This is a genomic window from Psychrobacter sp. M9-54-1, assembly GCF_016613355.1.
Lineage (GTDB): Bacteria > Pseudomonadota > Gammaproteobacteria > Pseudomonadales > Moraxellaceae > Psychrobacter > Psychrobacter faecalis.
Genome location: NZ_JADGFW010000012.1, coordinates 1 through 25,739 on the forward strand (window position 1 = coordinate 1; position 25,739 = coordinate 25,739).

A 25,739-nucleotide genomic window follows, 5' to 3' on the forward strand; every position below is an offset into this window, starting at 1 on the left:
GAGTTACAATGTGGCTTATCCCGAACTGGGGTTTTAAGAGTATATTAGCGACTCTCATCAGGTCGCTTAATGCTATCAGGGCTGGCTTCATAAACCGCATCTAATTCTGCTTCCGTCAAATATTTTTCTACCGTCGGGTATAACTCGCGCTCTTCAAATCGAGTATGGTCGTATAATAGAGTGCCAAGCTCATGAACTTGTGCCACGCTGACCCCTTTATTGCCCGATTTTTGTGATTGTTCGACCGTATTTATCAGTTGATGTAATTGCTTATGCTGTCCATCAAGGGTTTCGAGTACTGACGCCACATCGGATTCAGTAGCGCGATACGGCTCTAAAGCATTAGCGATTAAGTTGTCTTCAATTTGGAAGTGGTAAGCCATGTCGTTAATATAGGAGGTGAGATTGTCCCAATGTTTGGCAATCTCTTCGGGTTCATCCAAGCTTTCTTTGGCATGGCGAGACAGATTAAGCCCAAGATGGTGCTGGCGTGACAGCGGCTGCAATTGATTGGCGCGTTTCATAATTAAATACCTTAATGCTTCGAGAAGTCATGATTGATTCATTATTTGGAGTCATATTTTATGTTTAACTATCTTTTAATTTTGCATTTACTCGGGGCTGCAATTTGGACAGGTGGTCATTTAATACTAGCATTAGTGGTGCTGCCAAAAGTGCTATCTTCACGTAATTTAGACGCATTGTTACAATTTGAGGGGCAGTTTGAAAAAATTGGTATGCCGGCATTAGCCATTCAAATCATCACTGGATTATGGATGGCATATAAGATATTACCTAACATAGAGATGTGGTTTGCCTTTGATAATGACATCAGTGTCTTGATTGGTATGAAGCTGAGTTTATTATTACTGACGGCACTAGTCGCGATGCATGCGCGCTTTTGGGTCATACCGCGCTTATCCGCTAATAATTTGAATGGGTTTGCCATCAATATTATTCTGGTGACGTTATTTTCAGTGGCGTTCGTCGTGGTTGGTACGCTGTTCCGTACGGGGTTTTAATGAGAAGTTTTTAGATAAAATGATATGGGCTAAGTAGCAATTAATAGCTAATACAAATCAACAAGCACAAAAAAACCTCAAGTAAATGAATACTTGAGGTTGAAACTTTGTACTTAAAAACCAAGTTTTAAATATGGCGCAGCGGACGGGACTCGAACCCGCGACCCCCGGCGTGACAGGCCGGTATTCTAACCAACTGAACTACCGCTGCTTAGGTCGTCTTTAGCATTTCATCTTCTAAAAGACCCACTCGCTAAATGAGTGGTGGGTGATGACGGATTCGAACCGCCGACATTCTGCGTGTAAGGCAGACGCTCTACCAACTGAGCTAATCACCCTGAGAAGCGTTAAAAAATTGCACTGCAATTTTAGCTTCGCAAGGGAAATCCTTTAAATAGGATTTCCTGAAAGTTTTAACATTCAAAGCTGTCACCCTTTAAATAACTTTCAACAGAAGAGAACTAACTAAAGCCTCGCTCTGTGGGTGTGTATTATATACATTTACACATGACTGTCAAATATTATTTTAAGTATTTTTAAAATTATGGCTAATAAACTTACTTACCGCTCAAACTAAGCTGTAAGTAGGGTGATGATAGACTATATAGCCGCTATATTGCTGGCTATTGCGTGCTTGCTAAAAGTCACTATACTGATAAGGCTTTTTGCATCTAACGAACAAGACGTCTACTTATAGGGCGTCTACTTAATAAAACAGCGGGCTAATAACTAATAAATAGATGAATGATTTGAGTGATATAGGGTCATGGAGGTGAGCATAGATAATTTTAATATAGAAGCTCTGTCTATTGAAGACTACTTTACTACCTGGTCGGTAGGAGACTTTGCTGGATTGGGTCTGATATTGCACGTGATTTTGATGATCGTCATGACCCTGCGTATCGTCTCGGTGCAGCGCAATATTGGGGTATCGATTGCTTGGGTTGCTGTGCTTTATACTTTGCCTTTGGTTGGTTTTATCGCTTATATCTTATTGGGTGAGCCGATGATTGGGCGACGTTATCGTGCGCGCATGAATCAGGCGCGGCTACTGATGAATGATATGGCCAAGCGTGAGCAAATGGTGTTTGATGAAGGACAAGAGCTGCTACCCGATAATTATCGCGGTGTCAGTAAAATCGGTACACGCTGGACAGGGTTTGGGGTGTTTCCTAATCATCAAATGCAATTATTGACCACGCCGAATGCTATCTTTGGGCGCTTGATTGAAGATATTAATGCCGCTCAGCGCATTATTCTGATGGAGTTTTATATTATTTATCCAAAAGGTCAGATACTCGACGTCATGGACGCGTTGATGGCAGCGGTACAGCGCGGCGTCGAGTGTCATATTTTGGCGGATAGTGTGGGCAGTTTTAGCTTTTTTAATAGCAAACAGCATCGGTTGTTAGAAGAGGCTAGGGTTTTTGTACACCAGTCGCTACCGGTTGGTTTGTTTAAGACGCTATTTAAACGCTCAGATTTACGTAATCATCGCAAGATTATCGTCATTGACGAACATATAGGCTATATCGGTAGCTTTAACTTGGTAGATCCAAAGTTTTTTAAACAAAATAAAAATGTCGGTCAATGGATTGATGTGGCGATACGCAGCGTCAGTCAACAACCGATAAATATTGCCACAGCGATGGCAAAAGTGGTGGTCACCGATATTGGCGCGGAAAATAAAGACAATCTCGATGCGCTCAATCACCGCGTGAATAATTATACGCGTAAGCTTTATGTCATGAATCCGACCATCAATGATATCAATAGCCGCGTTAAAGTGTTAGACGAGATTAGCGATACAGATGAGCTACCCGAGATTGGGTCGACATCGATTGTGATACCGCGTATGCCAGTCGTTGAGAATGTGCTGGCGCAGCTGATACCTTCGGCGCCGCAAGTGACGGCGCACGTGATTTATAATACCTTGGTGACGGTGATACATCGCGCCAATAAACATATTCGTATTACCACGCCGTATTTTGTCCCCGATGAAGCGTTATCAGGGGCGCTGACGACTGCTGCCAAACGCGGGATTGAGGTGACGGTTATTGTGCCCGAAAAAGTGGATTCATTTTTGGTGCAGCATGCCTCGCAAGCGTACTATCAAGAGCTACTCGAAGCCGGGGTGAGCATTGCTTTATTTAAAGGTGGACTGCTGCATGCTAAAACCGTGGTTATTGACGATGATTATTGTCTGTTTGGTACGGTAAATATTGATATGCGCAGTTTTTATTTAAATATGGAGGTCAGCTTAGCGATTTATACGCCAGAAATGGTCGCTCAGGTTGCGGATTGCCAAGAGGTTTACTTGCAGAGTTGTCGGTTTTTAAGTTTAGAAGAATGGCAAGAGCGCCACGGAGCAGAGCGCTTATTTGATAATGTGGTGCGCTTATTTAGTCCTTTATTGTAGCGCTTTTGATTTTAGGTTAAGGTAAACTACTTATTTTTATTACCATCTTATTGTTATTATTATTTGAAATGTTGGTTTTCAAAACGCTCAATTTTTAAAGGATAGGCTCGCCTTATGTCTGCATCGCCCTTAACGCCCCTTGATTATATCGCAGCAGGCTATTGGCAAGATTTTTTAGCCGGCCGTTTTGTTGCCGGCGGCATGGCTTATGAAGCGGAATTGCATCGATGCACACTCGATGAATCGCTGGCAAGTTTACAGCGCGTAGATACTTTGCTGTCGCAGATACGCCGTGACATGGTTAAGTCGGACAGCTGGGATGAGGCGGCGCTATTAATAGATGAGCGCTATCGTAATTTTATGGTATTTTTGGCATTTTATGCAGGGCGCGTATTGGCACAGCAATGGCAGTATACGCCGCATTGGTTCGGTGAGTTTGAGCTACGTAAGCGTTATCCTGCCTTGCCGCTGCTGACCGATGACTTTTATCAGCATATGGCCGTGGTTTATCGCGATGATAGTGAGGTTAATAATCAGTTTAATACGACTGAGTCGCTATTTTTTGCTTTAGAGCCGATAGGAATGCGGATGTTTGGTCATATTGATAGACCGTTTCAAGCGGTGCAAGGCGGTCAGGTGGCAAGTGGGCTATACCAAGCAGTAACTGCAAGAGTGCCAAACGCCATTAATAATAGTTATACATTACCCTTAGATGACGCGCAATCTTTCGATAAAAAATTGACTGAAGTAGGTGTGACGCAGCATAGCAGACAAGACATTTATACAAATCGTGTTAATAGTAATGCTGATAACGGGCTGCAAACAATACCTGAAGTTGTCCAAACAGAGGCGGTATCAGCAAAGCCTAATTTATCGACCGCTTCATTAGAAAGCTCCACTGTACAAACTATAACGGCAGAAACTGCGTCAGTAGCATCTTCACAAGCAGCGTTAAAAGAAGTTGCAGTAAAACCAACAGTAAAACCCGCACCAACTCCAGAACTTTTTACTCAATTGCTGATAGAGCTTGATGAAATAGACGTCGCCCAAAGCGCTGGCAAGACAGAGTATGAGCAAGCCCGTAAAGTTTTAGATCAATTTGAGCAGCATATTGCTAAGCAAGAGAAACCGCGCGCGCAAGTTATGTTTTCAGCAAAGCATTTGGTAGCAAAGCAGCAAGCCCTAACAAGATTGCAAGACGCTGCCCATGTAGGTAATAGCGCGGCGATGCTACGTTTGGCGATGTATGAGCTGCTTAGTGAAGGAATAAATACGGATAAAGTGGCTGGTATGGAAGTAGGCGTAGAATGGGTTCAGAAAGCCGCGAGCAAAAACGACAGCCGTGCCCAGCGCCTATTAAGTAAGCTCTACTATCAAGGATTTGGCGTGCCGCAAGATATGACTAATGGGAAATACTGGCTTGAGCAAGCGGCCAAAAATGGTCATCCAGAAGCGGCCAGTTTGATGAGCCAATGGCGGCAAGCGCAAACGTTAATCAGCACACAAAAACAAGAGCAGCATAGCCTCAAACGTTATCAGCTATTGTTTGCGGTAATCATTGTTATTGCTATATTAATCTTCATTATTGTCTAAATGCTTATTTTAAATTCTAGCTCTTAAATCCTCGTTTTTAAATCTTTGTTTCTGATAGCAAGTGCTTTAAAACTATTGTTTAGCATTAAATTCAGGTAGAATTGGCGCGTTTTTTATTGGCATCTCTTATTGTCATTTTATAACGTCACTTCCTATCGTCCGATCCATTACTAATCTGGGCTTCTTCATGCCATCTTCTGATAATTCCTTACCTTCTTTTGATAAGTCGACTCAGCCAAGCCGAGCCGTTTATAAACCACCTATTTATTATCAGGTGACGATTGGTTTGCTAAAACCGCTCTATCGTCTGCAAGTATGGCGCCGCTCGCATAAGCGTGATAATTACCAGCAAGAAGTCGAGCAGCGTTTTGGTAAGCGCTATCCTGCGCCGCCTGTCCCTAATGCCAAAATTAAACCTAATGCGCCTGCCATCGAAAATGGCAATCTTAAAGAGAGCAATGGTAAAAAGGTCATCTGGTGCCATGCGGTGTCTTTAGGCGAGACCAATACCGTCGCGCCTTTGCTGGATGCGCTATTAGCAAAAGGCTATCAGATATGGTTGACCAATACCACGCAGACTGGATATGCGCGCGGTGCTAGCCGCTTTGCCGATGATATTGCCCAAGGTCGCTTAAGTCATAGTTACGTTCCAGTCGACAGTCCTGCGGTTATCGAGACGTTTTTAGGACATGTACAACCCGTCGCCGCCCTGTTTGTAGAAACCGAGCTTTGGGCCAATATCTTAACTAAATTGTCCGAGCATCATATTCCAAGTGTTTTGGTCAATGGACGGCTGTCGGCGTCTTCTTTTAAAAGCTATCAAAAAATTGGCGCCGTCAGTGCCAGTATGATGAAAAACTTGAGTTTGATTATTGCGCAGGATAATGAATCGGCAAAACGCTTTCGGCAATTAGGCGCTCATAGCGCGCAAATTCGGGTGGCAGGTTCGCTAAAATGGGTCATTAATACCCCGAAGCTGAATGATGATAATGGTGGCGAAAAAGCTGAAATAGTAAACGATGGCGCAGACTTGGACTTAGATTTAGACGTAGCAGATCGTCCGATTTGGGTGGCAGCAAGCACGCATAGCGGTGAGGAAGAGATCGTATTATCATGGCAGCAGCAAATCCTATCTAACCCTTTGTTAGCCAATACCTTACTGATTATCGTGCCAAGGCATCCAGAACGTTTTGATGACGTGGCAGAACTGATTGAAAAATCAGGATTAGCGATGGCGCGGCGTAGTGCTGAAGATGCCATTAGCGCAAATACTCAAGTCTATCTCGCTGATAGTATGGGTGAGTTGATGCGCTGGTATGCGCTTGCCGATGTGGCATTGGTAGGCGGCTCATTGGTCGATATTGGCGGGCACAACCCCGTTGAGCCGGCAAGCGTAGCAACGCCAGTATTGATGGGTGCTTATACCCAGTCTTGCCAAAGCGTGGTTGATAAGCTTGCTAGTGTCGGGGCGTTATATCAGCCAAACAATGCGTTTTATAGCGCTATTGGTACTGATGAGCAGCTATCTCAGCAGCAGAAAATTGCGAGCAATCCGCCATCTAGCGATGATGATAGTTTGCTTTTTCAGCAGCTACAGTTTTGGCTTAGTCATTTGGAATTGGCAAAACAAGCAGGGCAAGCGGGTGCAGAAATAACTGAGCAGCAGCAAGCAGTCTTACATCGGCAGTTATCAATGATTGAAGGTGTTATTGAACAATACGCTAAACCATCTTTTGAGCAAGACCTGAGCCAAGACGTGAATTAACAGCGGATATAAGTGACGCTATGAACTGTATATTATTGCCAGCGACCAACTTTCAACATGATAACGCGTCTGCGTATATCAATGATTTAGCGCAAATTGCTCATGTGAATAAAGTGCTAAATGCCCAAGTAGGCGATAGGTTAAAAATTGGTCAGCTTGGCGGTAAGCTCGGTAGCGCTATCATTAAAACCATTACCTCCGATAGTATTCAACTAAGCGATATACAGCTGAATAACAATCCGCCAGCGAAGCTTAATCTTACAGTGGTGTTGGCCTTGCCAAGACCAAAGGTGTTACGCCGCCTAATCATGGATATGACGGCGCTTGGCGTTAACGATATCATTCTTATCAACAGCTACCGTACGCAAAAAAGCTATTGGCAAAGTCCAATGCTAGCTCGCCTTGACGAGTTTGTGTTAGAAGGTCTGCAACAAGGCGTGGACACAATTGCGCCGCGTATTAGCCTGCAAAAACGCTTTAAACCCTTTGTTGAAGATAAGCTTGCAAACTTAATGACCAATCGTGCTATCGTTGCTCATCCTTATAGCGCGCTGTCATTTGCGCAATATGTCCAGCAACCACTGGCAAAACCAAAGTCAGCTCATGAATCGACTTTACCAAGTATGGTATTTATCGGTGCTGAAGGTGGCTGGATTGATTATGAGATTGAGTTGCTTGCTGAGCAAGGATGTACGCCAGTTAATATCGGGCCACGCATCTTACGTACCGAAGCCGCAGTCAATGTCATTTTAGGGCAGTGGTTACTAGAAGGTCAGGATTAAGCTCAGGCAAATACATAAATCATTGATATCTTGTTAAAAATTAGACCAGTTTATCGGCACAGCAGGGCCAGATAAATTTATTGATAATTAATCTCATTTCTATTAGTATAATGTGTCTTAGACATTAAGGTCTTATTAATCCCGTTATCCCGCTATTCAATTATTTATTAATAATTTTAATGTCGCCTTATCTCACTTATCCGTAGCACCATTATGGGGAATGCCATGTCATTAACTGCTATCAGTGCAAATCTATCTTCTAGTAAGCTTACTTTACCCATTGCTGTATTTGGCATGATGTTGGGTCTTGCGGGCTGTAGTAACTCATCGACGCCAGAAGAAAACGTGGATGCTGACACTACAACCACTGCTGAACAATCTGGCGCTGAGCAAGAAGTGGCGAAAAATGATGACGCAACGGCCGCTGGTGGGCAAACGGTTACGATTTACTCATCACGTAATGAGCAGTTGATTAAACCGTTATTGGATAAATATACCGAAAAAACAGGTGTTAAAATTGAGCTGGTCACCGATAAAACTGGTCCATTGATGGCGCGTTTGCAAGCGGAAGGTAAAAACACGCCTGCGGATATGTTATTAACCGTTGACGCGGGTAACTTATGGCAAGCAGCAGAGCAAGGCTTATTGCAGCCTGTGTCTTCTACTATCTTAGAAACCAATGTTCCTGCTAAATACCGTGACCCAAAAGGTCAGTGGACAGGTCTATCTTTGCGCGCGCGTACAATTTTTTATGATCCAAGCAAAGTTAGCGCCGACCAACTATCTACTTATGCAGGTTTGGCCGATCCAAAATGGAAAGGCAAACTTTGTCTGCGTTCATCAAAAGCTGTTTATAACCAATCATTGGTTGCAAGCATGATGGAAAATCTGGGCGAAGAAAAAACAGAAGAAATTATTCGTGGTTGGGTAGCTAACTTAGCAACGGACGTCTTTAGTGATGATACCAGTATGTTAGAGGCGATTGCCGCTGGTCAGTGTGAAGTGGGTATTGCCAATAGTTACTACTATGGTCGCCTGCTTGATGAAAAACCAAATTTCCCTGTAAAAATATTTTGGGCGAACCAAGGCACGACTGGTACTCATGTCAACATCTCTGGCGCTGGGGTTATCGCTAACTCAGACAATCCAGATGGTGCGCTTAAATTGATGGAGTGGTTATCTTCTGATGAGGCGCAAGGTCTTTATGCCAGTTCTGATAAAGAGTATCCTGTAAAAGTAGGTATCGATGAGTCAGAGCTACTCAGATCTTGGGGTCCGTTTAAACAAGATAGTATCAGCGTGCAGAAGTTTGGTGAGCTACAAACCCAAGCCATTCAAATGATGGATAAAGCGGGTTATAAATAACAAGCTACAAGTCGCTGAGCGGTTGGTTTTTAGCGATTAGATGTTTATTCATCTAGCATCTAATCGCGTCATTATGCGTATGACACGGTAACAACTTATGATAACAATGCCAGAAGCGTCTGCTAAACAAGACAATACTGTCAATGAAGCTAATAACGACAATAAAAGCTCGTCTATCAGTCAAGACCATGTCGTCGGCAAACGTATTATCTCGAAATCAGTCTTAGGACTGATTTCGTTGTTTATGCTCGTACCGATTTTAATCGTACTATTATCATGGACGCAGCCGGTCGCTGATATTTGGACGCACATGCGTCAATATGTGTTGCCGCAAGTGTTAAAAAACACCGTCATTTTATTGCTGATGGTGACACTGATTTCTGGCGTTATCGGAACGGCACTTGCGTGGGTGACCAGTATGTACCGCTTTCCGGGACAGCGGTTTTTTGCCTGGGCGCTGATGCTGCCATTAGCGATGCCCGCTTATGTTTTAGCATTTGTCACTGTCGGTATCGTTGACTTTAGTGGACCGCTGCAAACGGCTCTAAGAGAGTTTGGTTTTACCACCGCTATCCCGTCGGTACGTAATGTTTGGGGCGCAGGTTTAGTCTTGTCATTAGCATTTTATCCTTATGTCTATTTGCTGGCACGCCAAGCGTTTTTATCGCAAGGCAGGCGCGCGATTGAAGCGGGGCAGATGCTTGGCTTAAGTCGTAGTAAGGTGTTTTTTCGGCTGGCATTACCACAAGCGCTGCCTTGGGTCATTGGTGGTTTGCTACTTGCTAGCATGGAAACGCTGGCAGATTTTGGCGCAGTATCGGTCTTTAATGTCGATACTTTTACAACGGCAATTTATAAAGCATGGTTTGGATTTTTTAGTCTAACCACTGCCGCGCAGTTGGCCGCGTTATTAATCGGCGTGGTTTTTATTGTCGTCTTGTTTGAGCAATATTGGCAGGCCAAGCGCGGTAATACGGTGACGCAGGGTAGTAGTCAGCGCTTTGAAGCCAGTAAACCTGCGCAGTGGGGCATGGCGCTACTTTGCACGCTGGTGTTTTTGATAGCGTTTTTGATTCCATTTTTGCAGCTGCTTTATTGGACCGCTTTAAATTTCCAGCAAGACTTTGATGCGCGTTATATTGATTTTGTCACCAATAGCCTTATGATTGCGAGTATGACCACCATATTTATCGCATTTTTGGCGATTATTATTGCGTGGATCAAGCGTCAATATCCGGATAAATCGACCAAACTCATGACTACCTTAGCCAATTTGGGCTATGTGGTGCCGGGTACGGTCTTGGCGGTTGGGATATTTATTCCGATAGCGTGGCTTGATAACCAGCTCATTGCTTTTGGTATTACTTCAGCACAGTTTTTATCCGGTAGTGTGATTGTGATGCTGCTGGCCTTATCGACGCGTTTTATGACGGTAAGCTTTCAGCCGGTAGATCGTCAGTTACAGCGCTTGACCGTCAATCAAGAAGCGGCAGCTAAATTACTCAGTGATAGCCCGTATCAGCGCTGGCGGCAAGTGATGCTACCCGTACTTAGCCCCGGGGTATTGACTGGGTTATTAATGGGTTTTGTCGAAGTCATGAAAGAGATGCCGATTACCTTGATGACGCGGCGACAAGGCTGGGATACGCTAGCAGTAAGGGTATTTGAGATGACCAGCGAAGGCATGTGGGGACGCGCCGCTCTGCCCAGTTTGTTGATTGTGCTGGTTGGTCTTATTCCTGTTTGGATATTGCTGCGTCAAAGCGATAAACAAAGTTAAGCGCATTTATCGTTAAGTAACCATAATCCAAGCGCTATAATCAAAGAGCCTTAATCAACTAGCCCTAGTTAAATAGTAGTTAAACAGTTTCTTTGAAAAAGAAACATATTAAAAAAGCCATATTAAAAACCGTGTCAATAAAAGGTTTTATTCACTAACAGCTTACTGGTACCGTCTATGTATACTGACTTGATGAACGATTCAACCAATCCAGCAGCGTCTAAATCTGTCAAGGTGGGCGGCAAGCCAAGACCGGAGCATGTGAAAAAACCACCGACAACGTTATTAACCAAAGCTCAAGTAGCAAAGCTGCAAGCGGATAAAGGCTTGCCTAAAAATACAGCAAAACAAAATATATTAAAACAAGGCATATCAAAACAAGGTACTTTAAACCAAAGCGTTATAAATCAAAGCGTTATAAATCAGTCTGTCTCAAATCAAGAAACGGCAGAACAGAGCCAATCGCAAAATAACCAAGCTATTAAAGCATCGACTAACAACACCGGTGCTGATGACGCTTACTTTAGCGTGCAAGACTTAATCGTTGGCTATGACGATACGATTATCGTGAATGGCTTATCGTTAGATTTAAAGCAAGGTGAAATAGGCTGTTTTTTGGGTTATAGCGGCTGCGGTAAAACCACGGCGTTAAGGGCGATTGCTGGGTTGGAGCAGAGTCGTGGCGGTAAAATTTGCTTAAGCAATCAGCGTCTCACCGAGCAGACAGCGCGCACCAAATTTGCGGTCGCGCCAGCCAAGCGCGGTATGGGCATGGTCTTTCAAGATTATGCGTTATTTGGACACTTAAGCGTGGCAAAAAACATCGCTTTTGGTCTTAATAAGTGGACGGCGGCCGATAAAAAAGCGCGTATTAAAGAAATGCTAGAACTTGTCGAATTGACGGAACATGCCGATAAACGTCCTAATGAGCTATCGGGTGGTCAGCAGCAGCGAGTGGCATTAGCACGTGCGTTGGCACCAAAGCCTAAACTCTTGCTACTTGATGAGCCGTTTTCCAATTTGGACGTGGTGCTACGTGAATCACTGGCGATGAGCGTGCGTGATATCCTTAAACGTACCAATACCACCGCTATTTTGGTTACCCATGATCAAAACGAAGCCTTTGCTTTAGCGGATAAAGTCGGGGTCATGGATAAAGGTAAATTGGTCCAGTGGGCGACGCCAAGTGAGCTATATCATGAGCCGGTCAGTCCGTTTGTCGCTGAGTTTGTCGGCGAGGGGGCAATGATAGATGGCATCATCAAAGAAGGTCATGTCGAAACCGCGCTTGGTGATATTTATCGGCGTATGGAAGTCTATGATGAGTTAGGGCAGCCACTATATTGCGAGTACGATTATCCAAACGGCACACCGATTAAGGTCTTGGTACGGCCTGATGATATCGTTCATGACGATGAAAGTACGCAGACGGCTTTAGTCGTCGGACGCGTCTTTCGCGGCGCAAACTATCTATATCGCTTACAGCTTGCTGACGGTCAAACCGTATTGTCCCTCGTTGCCAGTCATCATAACCATGAGATTGGCTCGCAAATTGGTATCTTACCTATCTTAGAGCATGTGGTGGTGTTTGATGAAAAAGACATCAATGCTACCACTTGGTCAGAGTACGATAGATCCGAGCGCGTGGAAGAAATCAGATAATTAGCAGTTTTAAGCTTGGCAATACTTTTTAAATTTAACGAAGACGTTAAGCGTGACGCGTTGCCAATATATGCAAATAGCGTCCAAGCCATTTATACGGCTCGAGTTGCGAGTAGCGCAGCTCCATGCGTATAACAGCTTCAGGGTCATTGTGACCACCACGTTTAAGCGGCGCATAATCATGAAATACCCGCAAGCCACTGGCAAGTATGGTTTGATACTCATGCGCATTTAGCCAAGAGTCGACTTCTTCTTTAGCGACCGGATGGTTGGGCGTGAGGCTTTTTTTATTGTCTGCTTTATACTCGCTGTTATCTAATAAGTTGAAATTACCCATAATAAGATTGCGATAATCAAAACTTGCTGGATTATAAAAGCACAGCGATAGCGCGCCATTTGCGCTCAAGTGCCTATCAAAAAAATTCATCACCGCGGCAGGTTCTGCCAACCATTCAAGCAGCGCATGACACATAATCAAATCAAACTTTTCTGTGTTACTCGCGAGCTTTTCTTCAAGCTCTTGATACGGACAAATATACCACCTAATATCTAAATCCTTTTCGACGCTTTCAGCGTTTGCTTGCGCTTTCTCCAGCATATTGGCTGAAATATCATTGATAACCAGCGTATGTCCTTGACTGGCAAGCTCAATGGCAATTTGCGCCAGTCCTGCGCCGACATCTAGAATACGTAACGGTCGCCCAAGCATTTGGCTCATCTGCGCACAATAGACAAAAATATCACGGCGCAATACTGCCAGACGAATGTCGCCCTTTAAGCCGCCATAAACCTTTTTTTCAAAGTGATCGGCAATCGCGTCAAAGCTGCGATCTGTACGCGTGTCGGGTTGTGCAATGGGCGGTATGATAGCTTGTTTGCTTGGCTGGCTAGTTGCATGATTAATGGATGGACTGCTTGCTTGGCTCTCTTTTTGTTTCATAAAGTGCTCTGTTTTATCTAAAATATTTGCATTGGTTGTTTATAACTTTTATTGGATTTTAATAGGGTTTTAGCGTATAAATAGTAGGGTTGCAGCCATAATTTTTATTAAATTATTTTAATTAAACTACACTTGTCCATTGCCTAGGATTTTAGGCAATTTTTTGCATTATCACTGCTAAGGATAGCAATCATGGTTTTACCCAATACCTCTATTATAAACAAACCCGCCATGACGCGTGGTCTATTATCGCTAGCGATTGCCAGTAGCTTATTACTTGTTGGTTGTAATGACGATGATAATGATCATTACGTTTCAGCGCCGTCTGTTAGCGCCAAATTTATAAAAACCTTTACGGCAAATGATATCAATAGCATTATTGGTTTGGGAAGTACAGCAACGCCTGTTGCTAAGTGCGGTGTTACCATAGAAAAAGTCACTTATGATACCAAAGGCGCTGCCGATGAAGATACCAATGCTACAGCCGCTTTGATGCTACCGACTGGCGACGCGGCCGAATGTAAAGGTGATCGTCCTGTCTTATTATACGCGCATGGCACGACAACGGATAAAGGCTACGACTTTGCCCAAGTCGGCAATGCTAAAAATCCAGCAGTAAGAGAAGCAAACTTAATCGCCGCAAACTTTGCCGCCCAAGGTTATATCGTCGTCGCACCTAACTATGCAGGCTACGATGAATCAAAACTTGATTACCATCCTTATTTGGTCGCCCAGCAGCAGTCAACCGACATGGTCGATGCTCTAGACAGTGCGCGCAGCATTATCGAACGCAAAAAACGCGCCAATGATGCCAATTACAGCAAAATTGATGATTCGGGTAAGCTGTTTATCGCTGGTTACTCGCAAGGTGGTTATGTCACCATGGCGACCGCAAGATTGTTAGAAGCGCAAAAGAAACCAGTGACGGCGATTGCACCATCATCGGGCCCTTATGCCTTGGCAGCTTTTGGTGATGAAATATTTAGAGGTAACGTCAATATTGGTGCATCGCGCTTTGCCCCACTGCTCGGTATTGGTTTGCAGGCAAAATACAGCAATATCTATAGCAAAAAATCAGATATATTCTTGGATAAATATGCCGACGCGCAGTTGCCTAGTAATACCCCATTTGGCGAGTTGGTTAAAGCAGGTAAGCTGCCTAACAATGCTTTATTCCAAAAGAATCCTAGCGATCCAAGGCTGGCAGGTCTATCACCAGGTAAGCTGTTTTCTATCTTGGGTGGCTACGATGATACCGATTATCTGATTAAAACGGATTTCCGAGCGGCTTATGTGGCAGATACGCAAAAAAATCCTGATGGTTTAACATTAGCTAATAGTAATAATTTACCGGCTGCTAATCCGCAAAATAATCTGCGTAAGGCGCTTAAGGATAATGACTTACGTGGTTACGTGCCTACAATGCCAACGTTTATTTGTGGCGGCAACCAAGACCCAACGGTTTATTTCGATACCAATACCGGCTCGATGGTAAAACTCATACAGACCGAAGTGGCTAAAAATCCTGCTAAGAAACTTAATATTACGGTTTTGGATGTGGATAAAGACAATGAAGCAGATCGCCCAGATTATCAAACGTTGACTATCATTGGGCAAGCGTCAATGAACCCTTGGAAAGTCAACGATGTAGTCAAAAAAGTACAAACCAACTTTAGTAATAGTGTGAAAAAAGTCAAAGACGATGCAGATCCCAACGGAGGCGTCGCGGCGCTATTGGCATTCTATACCAACTATCACGGTGATTTGGTCAGTCCAGCCTGTACTGAGGCTACGCGTGAGTTCTTTAATCAAGAGTTCAAACCTGTTTAAACTGCTTTGTAATTAAATGTCCTAATAGCTGTAGCCTTACTCACGAAAAACTGTATCCTTTGGGTGCAGTTTTTTTATGAAATAGCCTTTAAAAACAGCAAAGACAATGCCCAATTATTAAAGTCGTTTTTATCCTTATCACTAAAGATAAAAACGAGCGCTAATCAGCTGTTTTGCTTGATTTTAATAGCATCTACAATCCCCTAAATAGACAAAAATGTGTTAAAATAGCTTCTTTAATTAAACGTTATTTTTAACAAAAACCGTATCGCCATTTTCCTATTATTTAGCCTGTTTGATAACGCTTTTTATAGTCTGTACATCATGGATATTGACGCTTTTTAGCGCCTTTATTTTTGTACAACTATCAGCATCTTTAACCGAGCCAAATACTAGAAAAAAATGTGAATAAAGGAGTGTATATGAGCGACTCGATCAGTCCTATTGCCATCGTGGATGAATTAAAGCAGTCCTATCTGGATTATGCGATGAGCGTGATCGTCTCGCGCGCGCTGCCTGATGTGCGTGATGGGTTTAAGCCAGTGCACCGCCGTGTGATGTATGCGATGCATGTGTTGTCCAATGATTATAACAAACCTTATAAGAAATCAGCACGTGTGGTCGGTGATGTCATCGGTAAATATCACCCGCATGGTGATAGTGCTGTCTATGATGCAATTGTACGTATGGCGCAGGACTTTAGCTTGCGTTATCCTATGGTTGATGGTCAAGGAAACTTTGGCTCGATTGATGATGATCCACCGGCGGCAATGCGTTATACCGAAGTGCGTATGACCAAGCTGACCCATCAAATGCTAGCGGATTTGGATAAAGATACGGTCGACTGGGAAGACAACTACGATGGCTCTGAGCGTATGCCAAGCGTCTTGCCAGCGCGTATTCCAAACTTATTGGTCAATGGCGCAACCGGTATTGCGGTTGGTATGGCGACCAATATGGCACCGCACAACCTGACAGAGGTGATTAATGCCTGTTTAGCGTATGCCGAAAATCCGCAAATATCTGCCGAAGAGTTGATGTCGCATATATCAGGTCCTGACTTCCCTACTGGCGGTGTTATTTATGGTCGAGCGGGTATTCTAGACGCTTATCGCACGGGTAAAGGCCGCTTGCATGTACGCGGTCGCTATATCATTGAGCCGATGAGCGATACGGGCGTCAACCGTGACCGTGAGCGCATTGTCTTTACTGAAGTGCCTTATCAAACCAATAAAGCCAAATTGATTGAGCGTATTGCTGAGCTGGTACGCGACAAAAAAATCGAAGGTATTACTGAAATTCGTGACGAGTCTGATAAAGACGGTATGCGTATCGCTATCGATTTGCGCCGCGGTGAAACGGCAGAAGTGATCGTTAATAATTTATTCTTGCAAACGCCGCTCGAATCTAGCTTTAGTATCAATATGGTGGCGCTCGATAACGGTCAGCCAAAACTATTGACTTTGCGTCAGTTAATCGCCGCCTTTGTCCGTCATCGTCAAGAAGTGGTGACGCGTCGTACTATTTTTGAGCTTAATAAAGCCCGCGTTCGTGGTCATTTGCTTGAAGGCTTAACCGTTGCCCTAGCCAATATTGACGAGATTATTGCGACGATTAAAGCCTCTGCAAACCGCGGCCTTGCTCGTGAAAACTTACTCAATAATACATGGGGGTCAGGTAGTGTCGTTGCGATGCTAACTGCGGCAGGTAGCCAGTCGGTACGTCCAGACTTCATCGAAGGCGAAGACCCAAAAGCGCCGTTTGGTTTGATTGACAATCAAGAAAGCTATCGCTTATCACTTGAGCAGGTCAATGCCATTTTAGACATGCAGCTGCATCGTCTGACGGGTCTTGAGCAAGATAAATTGACCGAAGAATATCAAGATTTATTACGTGAAATTGCTCATTTAGAGTCAATTCTTGGTGATTTTGATAAATTAATGACCATTATCTCTGATGAGATGATCGAGATTCGTGAAAACTTCGGTGATGAGCGTCGTACCGATATCATTGATTCCCGTATGGACTTTAATCGTGAAGATCTGATCCCAGAGCAAACCGTTGTGATGACAGTATCGCGTACGGGCTATGCAAAAACGCAGCCGATTGATGATTATGTCGCGCAAAAGCGTGGCGGTAAAGGCAAATCTGCAACCGCGATGAAAGAAGACGATGTGATCGATCATTTAGTCGTGACCTCAACGCACGCAACGGTATTGTGTTTCACCGACACAGGCCGTGTATTTAGCTTACGTGGTTTTGAAGTGCCGATTGCCAGCCGCGGTTCGCGTGGTCGTCCGTTAGTGAATTTGATTGGTTTAAATGCTGATGAAACGGTCACCACGATATTGCCAATACCGCAAAATACCGCGGATGTGAGTGGGCATTTTGTCTTCTTTGCCACGGCAAATGGTACGGTTAAGCGTGTTGAGCTTGAACAGTTTGCCAATATTCGCTCGAACGGTTTGATTGCCGTTGGCCTAGAAGATGATGATAAATTGGTCAGCGCCCGTATTACCAATGGCAGTCAAGAAGTGATGTTATTTGCTTCGAGCGGTAAAGCCATTCGTTTTGATGAAAACGACGCGCGCGTGATGGGCCGTACTGCTAAAGGTGTGCGCGGTATGCGTCTGGCCGCCGATGAATTTATCAAATCGCTGGTGGTTATCGAAGATGATGTGCGCGAAATCCTCATTGCTTGTGAAAACGGCTTTGGTAAACGTACCTTTGTCGAAGAGTTTAATACGCAAAATCGCGGCGGTGGCGGTGTCATTGCTATCAAAACCAGCGCCCGTAATGGCGCCTTGGTTCGGGCGACCAAGGTTGAGCCTGAAGACGATATTATCTTAATCTCGGATAAAGGCACGCTGGTTCGTACGCCCGTTGAACAAGTGGCAAGCTCGGGTCGTAATACCCAAGGCGTTACCTTGATTCGTCTGTCAAAAGATGAAAAACTGGTGGCCATGGCGTGCGTTGAGAACGAAGAGGGCGACGACGAGTTGGTCGAGGCAATGAAAGAAGATGGTACTTTTGGCGTAGAGGGTCAAGAACAAATCGATATTGATGCCGAAACGGGTCATGCGACAGTGACCGACGTCAACGATGTTATCGATATTGCCAATGACTATACGTTAGATGACGAAACGTCGACTGATACCGCAGATGAAAACACCGACGATGACGAATAACTACTTCAGTTGTTAGCTTTTTAGTTTAGTGAGTAATACTGCTCTAGAATAAGCCTCTGACGTCATCGTTGGAGGCTTTTTTCTGAGCGCTGTTTATTCTTACAGCGTGTTTTTTAGCTTTTAACTTTGTATGCTTAGCTTCTATAAAATTATGATAAATAATATCTATTAAGCGCTATTTTTTAAGGCCGTTGTTATGCTTACGACCAATCAAACTTTTCAGGGAACGTTAGCGGCAATATCATCGAGTTTTTTATTCTCGATGATGTTTTTGTTTGGGTTATTTATGCTGCCATTGTCAGGGACGCAGGTAGCATCATGGCGCATATTGATGATGCTGTTGAGTTTGTTTATATTGGTCAGCTTTACTAAGCAGTGGCAACATGTCTTTGATTATTTAAAAACCTTAAAAACGCCAAAAGAATGGCTGATATTTATCTTGCCGACGCCGATTTTGGGTGGGCAAATTTGGCTATTTATGTGGGCGCCGGTCAATGGCTTTGGGCTTGACGTTACTTTGGGCTATTTTTTATTGCCGCTGGTGATGATCATATTGGGGCGCTTTTTTTACTATGAGCATATGAGCGCGCTACAGTGGTTAGCGGCACTGTTGGCCGCTTTAGGTATCGGTCATGATATTTGGCAATATGGCACCATCTCTTGGGTTACGTTGTTTGTCTGCTTGGGTTATCCGCCTTACTATCTGCTGCGGCGTAAGCTTGCCGTACCGCCGATTACTGGTTTGTTGTCAGATTTGACCTTGCTGACGCCAGTGGTACTTATTATGTTATACAGCAGTGGCGGCTTTAGCGTGGCGGCACAAAACATGAAGTTTTGGTATTTATTACCGCTGCTTGGCGCGTTTAGTGCGCTTGCGATGTCATTGACCATGATTGCGAGTAGTAAATTACCCGTCTCGTTATTTGGTGCCCTAAGTTATGTAGAACCAATGCTATTGTTTGTGTTATCTATCACCGTGTTAAACCAGAGCATTGAGGAAGGCGGCTCGTTATTTATGTACGGCATGATTACGCTGGCGCTATTTATTATGATTGCTGATAGTGTGATGGGTTATCTTCGTCGCCGCCGCGACAACCATTTGCATGGCTACCGCGAGCCACAAGTGGGCGGTTTTCCGCCGCGTCGCCGCTTGATAAACTACCGTATCGACGGGGTGTTAGCCGCACATCGTTTTCGTAAGATGCGTCGTTATCAAAGGAAGCTCGATAGCATACAGCGTAAAATCGAGCAGCTTGATAGCAAATAAATCCTCACATGTATGTCAAATGAATAAACTGGATTTTAAAATGAACAGACGGGTTAAGCCATTGTATTGCGTATCTATGCCGACTTTGACATAATGCTGAGCATGAGATACACAAGCGTTTATCTTAATTTTATTTAGTGACAGGATAGATAAAAATTTCTATCAACAATAGAGCTGATAGACAAAAGGCCTCCGACGTTCGCGTCTGAGGCTTTTGTTTTTTTCAAAATTGCCAAGGACGTGCGCTTATTTTTAAAGGCAGTTGTTATGCTCCTCACCAATCAAACGTCGCAAGGCACCATCGTTGCAATCGCAGCAAATTTTTTATATGCAGGGTTGTTTTTATTTGGTCTATTGATGCAGCCGTTATCAGGGACGCAAGTCGCTTCTTGGCGGGTACTGATGATGCTACTCAGTTTGGTGCTACTGGTCAGTGCGCTGAAACAATGGCAGCATATTTTTGATTATCTAAAAACCTTAAAGACGGCCAAAGAGTGGTTTTTATTTATCATTCCCACACCGATTTTGGGTGCGCAAATCTGGATATTTATGTGGGCGCCGGTCAATGATTTGGGATTGGAGGTGACATTAGGTTACTTTTTATACCCGATGATTATGATTGTCGTGGGGCGCTTTTTTTATAATGAAGACATGAGCTTGCTGCAATGGCTTGCGACCATTTGTGCGGCGCTCGGTATTGGCTACGATGTGTGGCAATATGGCGCTATTTCTTGGGCGACTTTATTTGTCTGTCTGGGTTATCCGCCTTATTATCTGTTGCGGCGTAAGCTTGCCGTACCGCCCATCACCGGACTTATCTCGGATTTGGTGTTATTAACGCCGGTGGTGATGGTGGTATTATACTTAAGCGGTGGTTTTGAGCTGGCGTTCGCGACCGATAAGTTTTGGTATCTATTGCCGCTACTCGGTATTATTAGTACAGCGGCGATGGCGCTGACCATGGTTGCCAGCCAAAAGTTGCCCGTGTCGCTATTTGGCACTTTATGCTACCTTGAGCCGATATTTTTATTTATATTTTCCATTACTATTTTGCACCAAAGTATCAATGACGGCGGCTCACTGTTTATGTATGGCATGATTGTCATCGCGCTGCTGATTATGATTGCTGATAGTGCGCTTGGCTATTTGGCACGTAAGCGTCATGACCGCCTGCAAGCGTACAATGAGCCACAAGTCGGCAGCTTCCCGCCGCGCCGCCGCCTAAAAAATCGCCGCATCAAAGGGGTTTTGATTGCCCATCGGTTTCGTAAAATTAGGAAGTATCAGCAAAAAATAGACAAGATGACGCGCAAAATCGAAGAACTACATGCCAAGTAAGGTTGTTCTATAAAGAAACTAAATTAAACTTAGCAGGCATCATTTCTCCTTATTACTCTACATAGTTTCTGTATTAAAGAGCGATTAATTGCGCTATTATCGACAATAAGGTCGCCTTGCTCAATGATGCTTGACGAGTTACAAAAATGAAGTCTGAGGGCAGGCGTAGCCTATTAATATATGTTTTATTTAAGATTATCGCTTATTCAAATTATAACTAGGATGGTTTATGTTACATCTTCATCATTTAGCAAATTCACGCTCGTTTCGTATTTTATGGCTATTAGAAGAGCTTGGACTCGATTATAAATTAACCTGCTATGAGCGCAACAAGGCTTACCGCGCCCCAGACAGTTTAAAACAAGTACATCCGCTCGGTCATGCGCCCATATTAGAGGTAAACGACCGTGCGCTCGTCGAGTCGGGATTTATCATTGAGTACTTGCTTAAGCATTATGATAAAGAACATCAATTTAAGCCTGCTGATGACAATGAAGCGGCATGGGATGCTTATACGTTTTGGCTACATTTTGCAGAAGCATCACTCATGCCGCCATTGGTCATGCGTCTGGTCTTTACCAAAGTGGTTGAGCAATCGCCGATGCTGATCAAACCTGTGAGCAAAAGCATTCGCAATCAGGTCGAGAAAAGCATGATTAGCAAAAGTTTGGATACAATGCTCGCCATGATGGAGCAACATCTGCAAGATAATCATTGGTTTGCCGGTAGCGAATTTAGTGCCGCTGATATTCAGATGCATCTTGCGGTCGTTGGTGCCAATGCGGGAGCAGGTTTAGATAGCAGTAAATATGCCAATATCTTAAACTGGCTAAAACGCTGTGAAGAGCGCGATGCCTTTAAGCGCGCAGAAGAAAAGGGCGGGCGTTTGAAATTTTAGATGCAGCACATTTCATCATTAATAAATGACTGAATTTATATTAAAATAAAGGTTTTGTTTATTTATAGACAAAACCTTTTTTAGGATAAAAAATGACAGACTTAAATAAAACAAACAACCGGCATAGCAATGCTGATACAAGCTTAACTACGGAACCAACTATAAATGCTGCTGAAGAAAATAAAAATAGCCAGCAAGTCTCTATCAAAGCGTGGTCACAAAAGCTGCTGGTAGTACTCCTATGTCTTGCAAGCTTTTATGGTGGTTGGAAATCCTATGAATCCAATATGGTAAATGAATGTACGGCTAATGGCGGTAAAATGATTGAGGGTCAAAGAACCATGCTATGCCAGTCTTTATAAAGTCGTCTTTATAAAAACATCACTATAAAAACGTCGCTATAAAAAGTATTTAGATAAAGAGTTTGCCTATGTTAAAGCTTACCTTTTTGGGCACCTCAGCGGGCGTGCCAACCAAGCAGCGTAATGTCACCGCATTAGCTGTTGAGTCTCTTAATCCCTATGCCTCAAACATCCAAAACACGACTCAATCTAAAAAATCACGGCCTTGGGTGTTGGTTGACTGCGGCGAAGGCACACAGCAGCAGCTCTTACATACTAAGTTATCTCTACATCAGCTCCAAGCCATTTGCATCACTCATGTGCATGGCGATCATTGTTATGGTCTGCCGGGGTTGCTTGCGAGTGCGGCAATGTCAGGGCGCCGTGAGCCGTTAATCATCGTTGCGCCAAAAGCAATCGCCACGTTGCTTGAAGCGGTAACTTTGACGACAGAGCTATATTTTCCATTTGTTATTAACTTTATGGCGATAGAAGATTTGTTGTCTGAGCCAAATGATAAGCATAAAGGTAAAGTAACGATCAATTTAGACCACCAGCATCAGCTGGTTATAGATATTCATCCTTTATCACATCGCGTGGCCTCTTATGGCTTTGCCATTACCCAAACTATCAGCCGCCGTACGCTGAATACCGATAAATTGACAGCCGATGGTATTCCAGCGGGCGCGCTGTGGGGCAAGCTGCAGCAAGGCAAAGATGTCACAGCCGAGGATGGTCGCACACTTTATTCAGTCGATTACGTCGATAATAATAGTCAGCGCACAAAGGTTGTGGTGGCGGGCGATAACGATACGCCAGAGTGCCTAAGTGCTGCGGTAGTCGATGCCGATTTATTGGTACACGAAGCCACTTATACCCATGAGGTGTTAAATAAGTTTCAGGCAAAAAACCCAGACTTTGATCCGATGCACAGTAGCGCGCAATCGGTCGGTCAATTTGCCCAAGAAAACAGCGTTAAAAATTTAATTTTGACCCATTTTAGCGCGCGTTATCAAAGCTTTGATAATCCTCATAGTGATACGCCCAATATGGCGCATATCCGCTTGGATGCCCAAAGTGCTTATCAAGGCAATCTATGGTTAGCCGCTGACTTTGATCAATATATGGTAAATGGCGCAGCTGACTTAGTAAGCGCAGAAGAGGGGAGCCGCGTACAGTATCTAGGCTCTGCACGCGACCATCATTCATGACTTATAGTCATATTTAAGATTGATTGTCCTCAGCTGCTAATTGCATTTGTCCTATCCAGTAACGGCTAAATTGATAGGCCACACGCCCCGAGCGGCCACCGCGCTCTGATGCCCAGCGTAATGCTGCTGCTCTAATGTCGTCAGGTAGCGTATTATTTTCCTCTGCATGATGATTACTTTCTTTAACGTCACTCGCATTATCTAGCTTGCGGTTTGGCGAAAGTGATAAATAATGGCGCACGATGTGTAAATACGTGTTTTGATCCATCGGATGAAAGGACAGCCAAAGTCCAAAGCGATCAGACAAGGAGACCGTTTCATCAATGGTTTCATAAGGGTTGACCTCGTCAGTCTGACCGTTATAAATATTGACATTGTCTTTCATCAACTGCGGCAAAAGATGGCGACGATTACTGGTGGCATAGACGAGTAGCTTGTCTTGCTCGGAATCCAGTGCGCCGTCCAACACACTTTTTAGCGTTCGGTAACTCTCATCTTGACCGTTAAATGCCAAATCATCACAGTACACCACATAACGGCAACCACAGTCCGTCGGCAGCGCATTAATCGCAGCGCGTATCTTATCAAGCATCCGTAGGTCATCACGAGCGATTTCGATAATACGTAGCCCTTCGCTATGATAGGCTTGTAGCAGTGCCCGAATCAGTGATGACTTGCCAGCGCCGCGTGTGCCTGTCATCAGGACGTGATTGGCAGGATAGCCCTTTAAAAACTGGCGCGTGTTTTGTACCAATTTTGCCTTTTGCGTATCGATACCATGCAAGTCATCTAAACTTAAAAACAAATTCACTGCCAAAGGCTCCAGGTGCCCTTGTTGACCGCCAACCCAACGATAAGCCAGCTGGGCAGGATCAATCTCGATAGTTGGCGTGACCTGCTCTTGCAAATACTGCTCAAGTAAATTTAATACATGGTCGGGTAGGGCGTAATTCATAACAGGCGTAGTAGATTGGGGCATAATACATAGTCGCTTATAATTTAGTTACTTATAATCATAAAAATGGCAGATTGCCTATTACATCTATCAAGTACATACATCAAGGCAGCACTTATCATGAAAAATAGTGCCAGTAATCAAGCTGCAATTCAAGCAAAGCCAAAGCAAGACTTGGCAAAACAAACGTTGCAAACGGATGCGCAGCAAATTCTGCCTGTATTGACCATAGCATTCTTGGACTTGAAGTATAATAAGATAACACATCAGCGTATCAGTCAGCAGAGTGTCACTAATGTGCTTGAATATCAAGGTTTAACACGCGCCAAGCATCCCCAGTTTGGTGAGGCCATGATGAAATGGCAATTAAGTACCGATGCTCATCGATACGGATCTGATTTATCTTATGAGGCCGACGTTCTAAAATCTATCAATCAGTTCTCGAACCATCAGGGTAGGTTTTCTTCTATCGCGCCGCCGCTATTAGCCAGTCATCATTTACAGCTACAAGTATTAAATAACAGTCAAACACTCACCATTGTTGTTATGCCAAATTATGCCAACGGTAGTGTCGCGCGCTATTTAAAACAAAGGCTGACTGCCGAGCAAAAGCAGCAATTAATCGTTCAAGCCGCAAAGCTTATTGCCAATTTACATCACATAGGTTGGCTACACAATGATATTAAGCCGAGTAATATTTTGCTAGATGCTTTCGTGCCAAATCATGCAGATATTGGCGGTATCGTACCTAATTTATTATTGACTGATTTTGCTTTGGCAGAACCCATTAATAATGGTATTACTCAAATAAATAAGAAAAATAGTACAGAAAACAATGCTGGCACGCCCGCTTACCTTGCCCCTGAACGCTGGCAAGGACAGGGCGCAACGCTGCAAAGCGATATTTATGCGTTTGGGATAATGCTATATGAAATATTGGCAGGCGAGCGACCGTTTAAGATTGATAATCCGAGTGGTGCGCCGTTAAGAGAATGGACGACTCAGCATTGCCAACAGCCAATTGCAACATTGCCGTTGGAGTATAGTCGCTATCAACGTATTATCAATAAAGCGTTGGCGAAGAGAATGGAAAAACGTTATCAAAGTATGGAAGAAATCGTGCTGGATTTGAAAAGATTATAATCATCAATGCTAAATGCTAGACACAAAAAAACCTGCTAAAAAGCAGGCTTTAATATTTGGTCTAAGATGTACTATCGAAAAATGGTGGGGCTGGAGAGACTCGAACTCTCACACCTTGCGGCGCCAGAACCTAAATCTGGTGCGTCTACCAATTCCGCCACAGCCCCATTTTCGTTACTCTATCATCAAAGGCAGTTAAATTCAAATACCATCGAGATAGTTAACTGATTCGGTAGTGCG

19 protein-coding genes and 3 tRNA genes are annotated in these 25,739 nt (G+C 43.9%); 16 read left to right on the top strand and 6 right to left on the bottom strand.

Annotation, left to right across the window (positions count from 1 at the left end; genetic code table 11):
- Nucleotides 1-44: 44 nt before the first annotated feature.
- Nucleotides 45-524 carry a hemerythrin domain-containing protein gene (locus tag IQ457_RS05660; RefSeq protein WP_200662410.1) on the bottom strand — a complete coding sequence of 160 codons (480 nt, stop codon included), beginning with the start codon at nt 522-524 and terminating at the stop codon, nt 45-47.
- 60 nt (nt 525-584) lie between these two features.
- Here IQ457_RS05660 and IQ457_RS05665 point away from each other — a divergent pair, with 60 nt between their 5' ends.
- On the top strand, nt 585-1,022 hold the full coding sequence (locus IQ457_RS05665) for a CopD family protein (protein ID WP_200662411.1): 438 nt from the start codon (nt 585-587) through the stop codon (nt 1,020-1,022).
- 134 nt (nt 1,023-1,156) lie between these two features.
- Here IQ457_RS05665 and IQ457_RS05670 read toward each other — a convergent pair.
- A tRNA-Asp gene (locus IQ457_RS05670) sits at nt 1,157-1,233 on the bottom strand.
- A gap of 51 nt (nt 1,234-1,284) precedes the next feature.
- A tRNA-Val gene (locus IQ457_RS05675) sits at nt 1,285-1,360 on the bottom strand.
- 428 nt (nt 1,361-1,788) lie between these two features.
- Here IQ457_RS05675 and IQ457_RS05680 point away from each other — a divergent pair.
- The 7 genes from IQ457_RS05680 (at nt 1,789) to IQ457_RS05710 (ending at nt 12,388) form a co-directional block, all read left to right on the top strand.
- Nucleotides 1,789-3,441 (top strand): cardiolipin synthase, encoded by a 1,653-nt coding sequence (locus tag IQ457_RS05680; protein WP_200662412.1) that lies wholly within the window; start codon nt 1,789-1,791, stop codon nt 3,439-3,441.
- 114 nt (nt 3,442-3,555) lie between these two features.
- On the top strand, nt 3,556-5,034 hold the full coding sequence (locus IQ457_RS05685; protein ID WP_200662413.1) for a tetratricopeptide repeat protein: 1,479 nt from the start codon (nt 3,556-3,558) through the stop codon (nt 5,032-5,034).
- Nucleotides 5,035-5,221: 187 nt separating this feature from the next.
- On the top strand, nt 5,222-6,799 hold the full coding sequence (locus IQ457_RS05690; protein WP_200662414.1) for a 3-deoxy-D-manno-octulosonic acid transferase: 1,578 nt from the start codon (nt 5,222-5,224) through the stop codon (nt 6,797-6,799).
- A gap of 20 nt (nt 6,800-6,819) precedes the next feature.
- The gene (locus tag IQ457_RS05695) at nt 6,820-7,581 is read left to right on the top strand and encodes a 16S rRNA (uracil(1498)-N(3))-methyltransferase (RefSeq protein ID WP_200662415.1); all 762 of its coding nucleotides are present in this window, start codon (nt 6,820-6,822) and stop codon (nt 7,579-7,581) included.
- A 225-nt stretch (nt 7,582-7,806) separates the two neighbouring features.
- Nucleotides 7,807-8,946, top strand: a complete 1,140-nt coding sequence (locus IQ457_RS05700) for a Fe(3+) ABC transporter substrate-binding protein (RefSeq protein WP_200662416.1) — start codon at nt 7,807-7,809, stop codon at nt 8,944-8,946.
- Nucleotides 8,947-9,043: 97 nt separating this feature from the next.
- On the top strand, nt 9,044-10,726 hold the full coding sequence (locus IQ457_RS05705; protein WP_200662417.1) for an ABC transporter permease: 1,683 nt from the start codon (nt 9,044-9,046) through the stop codon (nt 10,724-10,726).
- A gap of 177 nt (nt 10,727-10,903) precedes the next feature.
- Nucleotides 10,904-12,388, top strand: coding sequence for an ABC transporter ATP-binding protein (locus IQ457_RS05710; RefSeq protein ID WP_242465364.1), 1,485 nt, complete (start codon nt 10,904-10,906; stop codon nt 12,386-12,388).
- A gap of 46 nt (nt 12,389-12,434) precedes the next feature.
- On the opposite strand, the gene IQ457_RS05715 is transcribed toward IQ457_RS05710, so the two are convergent.
- Nucleotides 12,435-13,328: a methyltransferase domain-containing protein gene (locus IQ457_RS05715; RefSeq protein WP_200662418.1), complete on the bottom strand. Its 894-nt coding sequence runs from the start codon at nt 13,326-13,328 to the stop codon at nt 12,435-12,437.
- Nucleotides 13,329-13,520: 192 nt separating this feature from the next.
- On the opposite strand from IQ457_RS05715, the gene IQ457_RS05720 reads away from it, so the two are divergent.
- The 7 genes from IQ457_RS05720 (at nt 13,521) to IQ457_RS05750 (ending at nt 23,401) form a co-directional block, all read left to right on the top strand.
- Nucleotides 13,521-15,158 (top strand): alpha/beta hydrolase family protein, encoded by a 1,638-nt coding sequence (locus tag IQ457_RS05720; RefSeq protein ID WP_200662419.1) that lies wholly within the window; start codon nt 13,521-13,523, stop codon nt 15,156-15,158.
- 422 nt (nt 15,159-15,580) lie between these two features.
- Nucleotides 15,581-18,346, top strand: a complete 2,766-nt coding sequence (gene gyrA / locus IQ457_RS05725; protein ID WP_068404598.1) for a DNA gyrase subunit A — start codon at nt 15,581-15,583, stop codon at nt 18,344-18,346.
- Between the two features lie 196 nt (nt 18,347-18,542).
- Entirely contained in the window at nt 18,543-19,613 is a 1,071-nt protein-coding gene (gene rarD / locus IQ457_RS05730; RefSeq protein ID WP_200662420.1) for an EamA family transporter RarD, read from the top strand.
- A gap of 267 nt (nt 19,614-19,880) precedes the next feature.
- Nucleotides 19,881-20,951, top strand: a complete 1,071-nt coding sequence (gene rarD, locus IQ457_RS05735) for an EamA family transporter RarD (RefSeq protein WP_200662421.1) — start codon at nt 19,881-19,883, stop codon at nt 20,949-20,951.
- A 229-nt stretch (nt 20,952-21,180) separates the two neighbouring features.
- Complete coding sequence (locus tag IQ457_RS05740; RefSeq protein ID WP_102076351.1) at nt 21,181-21,849, top strand: glutathione S-transferase; 669 nt, start codon at nt 21,181-21,183, stop codon at nt 21,847-21,849.
- Nucleotides 21,850-21,941: 92 nt separating this feature from the next.
- Nucleotides 21,942-22,211, top strand: a complete 270-nt coding sequence (locus IQ457_RS05745) for a hypothetical protein (protein WP_200662422.1) — start codon at nt 21,942-21,944, stop codon at nt 22,209-22,211.
- A 68-nt stretch (nt 22,212-22,279) separates the two neighbouring features.
- The gene (locus IQ457_RS05750) at nt 22,280-23,401 is read left to right on the top strand and encodes an MBL fold metallo-hydrolase (protein ID WP_200662423.1); all 1,122 of its coding nucleotides are present in this window, start codon (nt 22,280-22,282) and stop codon (nt 23,399-23,401) included.
- 13 nt (nt 23,402-23,414) lie between these two features.
- On the opposite strand, the gene IQ457_RS05755 is transcribed toward IQ457_RS05750, so the two are convergent.
- On the bottom strand, nt 23,415-24,380 hold the full coding sequence (locus tag IQ457_RS05755; RefSeq protein WP_200662424.1) for an ATP-binding protein: 966 nt from the start codon (nt 24,378-24,380) through the stop codon (nt 23,415-23,417).
- Nucleotides 24,381-24,476: 96 nt separating this feature from the next.
- Here IQ457_RS05755 and IQ457_RS05760 point away from each other — a divergent pair, with 96 nt between their 5' ends.
- Nucleotides 24,477-25,499 carry a serine/threonine-protein kinase gene (locus IQ457_RS05760; protein ID WP_200662425.1) on the top strand — a complete coding sequence of 341 codons (1,023 nt, stop codon included), beginning with the start codon at nt 24,477-24,479 and terminating at the stop codon, nt 25,497-25,499.
- An 82-nt stretch (nt 25,500-25,581) separates the two neighbouring features.
- On the opposite strand, the gene IQ457_RS05765 is transcribed toward IQ457_RS05760, so the two are convergent.
- Nucleotides 25,582-25,666 (bottom strand) — tRNA-Leu (locus IQ457_RS05765).
- Nucleotides 25,667-25,739 lie beyond the last annotated feature (73 nt).

Coding starts and splice junctions, on each gene's coding strand:
- IQ457_RS05660 (WP_200662410.1), bottom strand. CDS start 524: ATGAAACGCGCCAATCAATTGCAGCCGCTGTCACGCCAGCACCATCTT.
- IQ457_RS05665 (WP_200662411.1), top strand. CDS start 585: ATGTTTAACTATCTTTTAATTTTGCATTTACTCGGGGCTGCAATTTGG.
- IQ457_RS05680 (WP_200662412.1), top strand. CDS start 1,789: ATGGAGGTGAGCATAGATAATTTTAATATAGAAGCTCTGTCTATTGAA.
- IQ457_RS05685 (WP_200662413.1), top strand. CDS start 3,556: ATGTCTGCATCGCCCTTAACGCCCCTTGATTATATCGCAGCAGGCTAT.
- IQ457_RS05690 (WP_200662414.1), top strand. CDS start 5,222: ATGCCATCTTCTGATAATTCCTTACCTTCTTTTGATAAGTCGACTCAG.
- IQ457_RS05695 (WP_200662415.1), top strand. CDS start 6,820: ATGAACTGTATATTATTGCCAGCGACCAACTTTCAACATGATAACGCG.
- IQ457_RS05700 (WP_200662416.1), top strand. CDS start 7,807: ATGTCATTAACTGCTATCAGTGCAAATCTATCTTCTAGTAAGCTTACT.
- IQ457_RS05705 (WP_200662417.1), top strand. CDS start 9,044: ATGATAACAATGCCAGAAGCGTCTGCTAAACAAGACAATACTGTCAAT.
- IQ457_RS05710 (WP_242465364.1), top strand. CDS start 10,904: ATGTATACTGACTTGATGAACGATTCAACCAATCCAGCAGCGTCTAAA.
- IQ457_RS05715 (WP_200662418.1), bottom strand. CDS start 13,328: ATGAAACAAAAAGAGAGCCAAGCAAGCAGTCCATCCATTAATCATGCA.
- IQ457_RS05720 (WP_200662419.1), top strand. CDS start 13,521: ATGGTTTTACCCAATACCTCTATTATAAACAAACCCGCCATGACGCGT.
- gyrA (WP_068404598.1), top strand. CDS start 15,581: ATGAGCGACTCGATCAGTCCTATTGCCATCGTGGATGAATTAAAGCAG.
- rarD (WP_200662420.1), top strand. CDS start 18,543: ATGCTTACGACCAATCAAACTTTTCAGGGAACGTTAGCGGCAATATCA.
- rarD (WP_200662421.1), top strand. CDS start 19,881: ATGCTCCTCACCAATCAAACGTCGCAAGGCACCATCGTTGCAATCGCA.
- IQ457_RS05740 (WP_102076351.1), top strand. CDS start 21,181: ATGTTACATCTTCATCATTTAGCAAATTCACGCTCGTTTCGTATTTTA.
- IQ457_RS05745 (WP_200662422.1), top strand. CDS start 21,942: ATGACAGACTTAAATAAAACAAACAACCGGCATAGCAATGCTGATACA.
- IQ457_RS05750 (WP_200662423.1), top strand. CDS start 22,280: ATGTTAAAGCTTACCTTTTTGGGCACCTCAGCGGGCGTGCCAACCAAG.
- IQ457_RS05755 (WP_200662424.1), bottom strand. CDS start 24,380: ATGCCCCAATCTACTACGCCTGTTATGAATTACGCCCTACCCGACCAT.
- IQ457_RS05760 (WP_200662425.1), top strand. CDS start 24,477: ATGAAAAATAGTGCCAGTAATCAAGCTGCAATTCAAGCAAAGCCAAAG.